The 6538-nt window shown below is 38.3% G+C and carries 5 protein-coding genes; 2 read left to right on the forward strand and 3 right to left on the reverse strand.

What is annotated here, in order from left to right:
* Both CK510_RS32975 and CK510_RS24105 read left to right on the forward strand, forming a co-directional pair.
* Window positions 1-221 (forward strand): hypothetical protein (locus CK510_RS32975; RefSeq protein WP_211293287.1); only part of this gene is annotated, 221 nt, incomplete at its 5' end.
* Between the two features lie 491 nt (window positions 222-712).
* A complete protein-coding gene (locus tag CK510_RS24105; protein WP_095724090.1) occupies window positions 713-1669 on the forward strand; it encodes a class I SAM-dependent methyltransferase in 957 nt (318 codons plus the stop codon).
* 265 nt (window positions 1670-1934) lie between these two features.
* On the opposite strand, the gene CK510_RS24110 is transcribed toward CK510_RS24105, so the two are convergent.
* From CK510_RS24110 to CK510_RS24120, 3 genes are all read right to left on the reverse strand, one after another.
* Window positions 1935-4142: a GumC family protein gene (locus CK510_RS24110; protein WP_211293288.1), complete on the reverse strand. Its 2208-nt coding sequence runs from the start codon at window positions 4140-4142 to the stop codon at window positions 1935-1937.
* A 78-nt stretch (window positions 4143-4220) separates the two neighbouring features.
* Entirely contained in the window at window positions 4221-5360 is a 1140-nt protein-coding gene (locus CK510_RS24115; protein WP_095724092.1) for a DegT/DnrJ/EryC1/StrS family aminotransferase, read from the reverse strand.
* Window positions 5353-6468, reverse strand: coding sequence for a GNAT family N-acetyltransferase (locus tag CK510_RS24120; protein WP_095724093.1), 1116 nt, complete (start codon window positions 6466-6468; stop codon window positions 5353-5355). The genes CK510_RS24115 and CK510_RS24120 overlap by 8 nt, the downstream gene beginning before the upstream one ends.
* Window positions 6469-6538: the final 70 nt, after the last annotated feature.

Genomic DNA, 6538 nt, shown 5'->3' on the forward strand with positions numbered 1-6538 from the left:
AAATCAACTATTCCGCAAACGGAACAGTTCCAGATTCTCAATCCAGGAAAATCAACTATTCCGCAAACGGAACAGTTTTAGATTCTCAATCCAGAAAAATCAACTATTCCGCAAACGGAACAGTTATAGATTCCCAATCCAGGAAAATTAACTATTCCGCAAACGGAACAGTAATAGATTCCCAATCCAGAAAATCAACTATTCCGCAAAGGGAACAGTGATAGATTCTCAATCCAGGAAAATTAACTATTCCGCAAAGGGAACAGTTTCAGATTCTCAAACCAGAAAATCAACTATTCCGCAAAGGGAACAGTGATAGATTCCCAAACCACGAAAATCAACTATTCCGCAAAGGGAACAGTTTTAGATTCTCAATCCAGGAAAATTAACTATTCCGCAAAGGGAACAGTTTCAGATTCTCAAACCAGGAAAATCAACTATTCCGCAAAGGGAACAGTAATAGACTCCCAAACCACGAAAAATTAACTATTCCGCGTTCACGTTCGCGTAGCGTGTCCGAAGGACTCAGTGACTCCTTTGGAGTATCGCAACAGTTATGGATTCTCCAATCCACGAAAATTAACTATTTCTCAAGCGGAACAGTTTTAGATTCCCCAAACCAGAAAAATCAATTAATTAAGTTGGTATAGTTGAGAGCTTTTTGCTGTTTCAGCTAAACTAAAAATATAATCGCCTCAAATCCAATAGACTAATGAATAAAAAGCTAAAACCGGATTGGGCTGGAAATGACATGCTTTCCCAGTTCGTTAACTTGCTCATCCAAACCAAGCCTATCTACAAGGTGATGAAATACCAGGCTCGGCAAGTTATTATTAAAACGGCTGAGAAAAATGGCGTTCCTTGGCGTAAAAATTACGAAAAGCTAGCTGCATCCTCAGTACAGCATTACTTTGATACTATTAAAAACCCGCAAGTTACTTACCCAGACTATTACAAAGTCCCATTCCATGCCTATGATGAGGGTAATCTTTGCTGGAAAGCAGCATTTGAAGCACCGAGCGCAACCTATTCGATGGCTTTGCGGGTTTGGAAAAATGAGTCGCTAACTTGGGAAGCTGCACACGATCGCTTACGTGGTAGCTTCCATGATGTTTTAGCAAAATACGCACCAAAGGAAGTTCGCAATATTTTAGACATTGGTTGTTCGGTGGGTATTTCAACTCTGACGCTACACCGTTATTACCAGAAACAACAAAATTACCCCGTTCGTACTGTCGGGTTAGATTTATCTCCTTATATGTTAGCGGTTGCGAAAAAGCTGGATACTAACAATGAAATATGCCAATGGCTACACACACAAGCCGAAAATACAGGATTACAAGATAACTCCTTCGACTTAATAACACTGCAATTCCTCACCCATGAGCTTCCACACGCAGCATCAAAAGCGATATTTAAAGAAGTATTCAGATTACTTAGAAATGGTGGTGCGATCGCATTAGTTGATAATAATCCAAAATCTGCCGTTATCCAAAATTTACCTCCGGTTCTGTTTACTCTCATGAAAAGTACTGAACCTTGGAGCGACGAATATTATACTTTTAATATTGAAGAGGAATTGCAGAAAGTTGGTTTTAAAGCACCTGTAACTGTCGAAAGTGACCCGCGACACCGAACAATTGTGGCAATAAAGGATACTGGAGCGTAGATGCGATCGCTGTAAAGTGGTTACTTTGCACCATTGCGTAGCATCTCTTCTAGAGAATCACGCTTTGCGTTTAGATGCTATTAAAGTGGGATAAGGGAACACCAAAAAATAAATTCTCCATAATTGTAGGGGTGGGGTCTCCCCACCCTTCGCGTGATAGTGTTAGGAATATAAGAGGGCAAACAACCGTTTGCCCCTACAGTATTTTTGCAAATTGTATTTAACTCAACTCAGAAGATAACCGCTACAAACTTGAATCCAATCCCTAATTCCTGACTCCCAAATCTTCAACGCTAACCCTACCCACACTGTCTTGTGGATAATACTCTTCGCTATTGAAGTAGAAGTTGCTATAGGGTTCGTTTTTGGGAATGATGCCATTTACGACTTGTCCCAATACATTCTGTCCAGATTTTTCTAATAAGTCTTTGGCAAATCCAGCATTGACAATATCAGCAACACCTGGACGAATTACAAACAAGACACCATCTGCCATTTGACCAAGGCTGGCGGCATCAGCACCTACACTTAGAGAAGGAGTATCTAAGATGACGCAATCAAAGTTATCTCTAAAGGAGTCAATTAGTGTAGCCATGCGCTTTGAATCGAGTAGAGATGCTGGACTTGGTGGAACTAACCCGGAGGGAAGAACGTATAAATTGTCCATAACTTGTGCGATCGCATTTCGCAAATCTGACTGTCCAACAATGGCATTACTCAAACCTTCGTTGTTTGGTAAATCCCAAATTTGATGTTGAACTGGACGATGTAAGTCACCATCTACTAGTAAAACACGACGCTCCATTTGTGCGATCGCCATTGCTAAGTTCGCAGCAACGGTTGATTTTCCTTCTTGGGGAACAGAACTAGTAACAACAATTACCTTGAGTTCTTTGTCAGCACTGATGTATTTGAGGTTTGCCCGCAACATTCGGAAAGCTTCACTTGATGGCGATCGCGGATTATCCCGCACCACAATTCGCGGATGGAATGGTTCGATGTCGTCATTACTACGAAGAAATATAGATGATTTTGGCTTACTAAATGAAGGAATTACACCGAGTAAAGTCAATTCCATGAATTCTTTTGCTTCGTCGATAGTCTTAATATACTTATCGCGACTTTCTAATAAATACATGGTTGCCATTGAAGCTAGTAAACCCAATAAACCCGCACTCAAATAGTTAACAGTTGGGGATGAAATCGGTTCATCTGGAGTTTCGGCTTGACTAATAATTTGAGCATTACCCAAATTTTGATTCTCGGCAATACGACTTTCTTGCAGCTTTTGTAATAGCAAGGAATAAGTCAATTGAGATGCTTGAACTTTACGTTCCAATTCCCTCTGCTGCTGTTCTAATCTAGGTAAATTATTCAGTCGCTGTCTGTATGTTGTCTCTAAACCCGATAATGTTGCTAATTGACTCGCTAATCCTAAACGTTGGGATTCTAATCTAACAAGTTCCCCTGATAGTTGTTGTTTAAGCTCGCCAATTTGTAAATTTGTATTACCTTTAATTTGTTCATTACCAGAAACCTGTCCAACTTGATTTTTGAGAAGATTTTTTAACCCGTTTACCTTACTCTCTAACTTAATAATCTCTGGATGGGAATCTAGAAAAACTTCACGTTTTGTGACTAATTCTAAATCTAACTGTTGAAGTTGTTTGGTAAGTTCTTGAACTCCATCCGATTGACTTAGTGTTGTCATTGTCAAAGCCTGTTCTGATGACATTCCCAGACGAGAACGCATCGATTGCGACTGAGCGCTCATATCCGCAATCTTCGATTTTATATCACCTATTTGTGCTTGTAATTGATTTAGAATTTCCACTGATTTTGTTGCTTCTTCTTGTAAAGAAACAATTTTATTTTTTTCTTTAAATTCGCGAAATGCTGCTTCCGCTTTGCGAACAACTAACTCCGCACTGGGAGCTTGTTTTTCCAGAAATTTGCGGGCAGATGCGATCGCACTACGATGGTAAGCAATATTGTGTTCCAAATATGCTGTCATGAGGGTATTGACAACATCAGCAGAAGCTTCTGGATTGATATCGTTATAGGAAACCTGTAAAACGTCGGTTCCTTTGACATCTTTAACTGTAAGTCGTTTGATAAATTCACGAGTTTTAAGTACTCCCCCTTTGCTATCTTTGAGATTTAGCCTAGCAATAGTTTTTTGAATTATCGGAAACGAACGGATAACTTCAGCTTCTGTATTTAATGGATTTGTTTTATTATCTTGAGCAACTGATTCTAACTTTCCAACTTCTGTACCTACACCAGTTAATGTCGAAATAGTATTTGTACGCTGAAACTGTAATTTCCCGTCTGCTTGATATGAGGGTTTTTTCAAAGAAGAACTTACTAATGAAATCAGAAATATCGGAAAGAAAATACCCAACCCAGGCATCCAGCGTCGTTGAATAATATACCAATATTTATTTAATGAAGATGACTCTTGATTTTCCATTATTTTAACTTCCTTTCATATCTAAATATACCGAAATAAAAATGTTTAATTACCGGATAAAATACTGATAATTATTATTTATTTGAATTGCAAACTGTGAATATCTCTAAATGCGTTAATAACTCGCTCTAAATCATCATCAGTTAAATTTGAACCTGATGGCAAACATAATCCCTGTGCAAATAAATCTGCCGCTACCTCTCCACCAATAGATTCGCATTCTGCAAAAACTGGTTGCATATGTAAGGGTTTCCATACTGGACGAGTTTCGATTTGCTGTTGTGCAAAAGCCAGACGAATTTGTTCTCGATCGAAACCAAAAGCCTCTGAATCGATAGTTAAACAAGTTAACCAGCGCGTAGATGTACCAAAATTGGCTTCCGGCATAAATTCAACCCCCGGTAAATCCCCTAACTTTTTGAGATAAACTTCATAGTTGTGACGACGAGATGCAACGCGATCGCATAAAACTTGCAATTGTCCCCGTCCAATTCCTGCCAAAACATTACTGAGTCGGTAATTGAAACCAATTTCCGAATGCTGATAATGTGGTGCTGTATCCCGTGCTTGAGTTGCTAAGAATCTAGCTTTGGCAACTAATTCGGGTTTGTCAGAAACCAACATACCACCACCGGAAGTAGTGATAATTTTATTACCATTAAATGAGTAAATTCCCATAAGCCCAAAAGTGCCCGGAGAACGTCCTTTATAGGTTGCTCCCAAAGCCTCTGCGGCATCTTCAATCAGAGGAACGTCATATTCACCACACGCCGCTAGAATCGGTTCGATATCGGCACTCTGTCCGTAAAGATGCACTAATATTACAGCTTTCGGTAACTTACCAATCCGTGCTTTTTTTTCCAAAGCTTCCCGCAGCAAATCGGGGTTCATATTCCAAGTCGTGCGATCGCTATCGATAAAGACTGGTTTTGCCCCTTGATATGCGATCGGATTAGCAGTTGCCGCAAAAGTCAAAGTCGAACAAAAAACCTCATCCCCAATCCCGACATCTAACAACCGCAAAGCCAAATGAATCGCTGCTGTTCCCGAACTGACTGCTGCTGCATATCCTGCCCCCGTAACTTGGCAAAATTCCTGCTCAAATGCATCGATATGGGGACCAACAGGGGCAATCCAATTGGTAGCAAATGCTTCCTTCACGAATTCAAGTTCGCGATCGCTCATGTGGGGTGTGGAAAGGAGGATTGGTTTATTCATTTAAATAAATTCTCGTATTAGAGGAACGATAAGCAGGAAAAAAATTAGAATCTATCAACTCTTGGGGGAAGATATTGAAAGATTTTGCTTTTTTTTCAACCAAATAACTATATTTTTGTGGTTCAATAATTAATTGCATCGTTAAGAACAGATGACTTTGTTTAGAAAAACTTGATTTAAACTCATAAAGGCTATCTTTAGTACCACCTAGTCCACCACCCAAATGCAAGATTTTATTACCACGCTCCTTTGCCCATAATCTCATATAATCCGTTTCCAAAGAACTGGGAGAGACTTTAAAGAATTCAGTACGAGTACCACCAAAAAGAGCTTGAACAATACCCTGATACTCACTATATAAACCAGCTGAGGCGATTTTATCTTCAGATTCTACAATACATAAATGTAAATTATCTCCCAATTTTTTTTTCAATTCAATGCAGTAATCATAATCAAATTCAAAATATGTTTTTTTTGCTCCAACGCGCTCCATTGTTTCTTCATAAATTGCAATAAATTCTTCAATATAATCATCGAAATTCACTAATCTACTAATTAAACCCAATCGCTTACATTTATTTATTTTATTCCGTCTACCGGCTTTAGTGTGATTCCATATTTGCTCATGAGTCAGGGATAAATCTACTGAAATAGTTTGTCCATGAGTTTGAAAAATATTTTCTTTCAATAGATATGGCAAATTATTGTTAATCAATGGATGCAAACGAAAAAAAGCTGAACAAACTTGCTTTGATTGCAAAATTTGCTGCATTTCAGCCATTGCAAAATTAATAAATTCAGGTGACTGAGTAGCTGCCTCATTTATTAATATTCCTGAGTAGCCATATGGTGAAATAATATCAAAAACTTCAGCTTCAAGTGACGTATCTGGAAAGATATGATTGCAATTTCGCAATAAATAAGGAGCAAAAAATAAATTATCGCCTTGCTGAATTAAAATTGCTTCTGGCAATCCTTGATAACGTTTTGCTTCTAAATCAAAATATCCAGGTAAATGATAAATATCATGGGGAATTTTTTTCAGAACTTCCAACCATAAATTATTATCTGTTTTTAAAATATCAATTTGTCGTCTATCATATATCATGATAATTAAATTCAACTTTCATTATGTGTTTATGAATTATTAATAACAGTACGATATGCGGGAAAAAAGC

The sequence above is a fragment of the Brunnivagina elsteri CCALA 953 genome (genome assembly GCF_002289455.1).
GTDB lineage: Bacteria > Cyanobacteriota > Cyanobacteriia > Cyanobacteriales > Nostocaceae > Brunnivagina > Brunnivagina elsteri.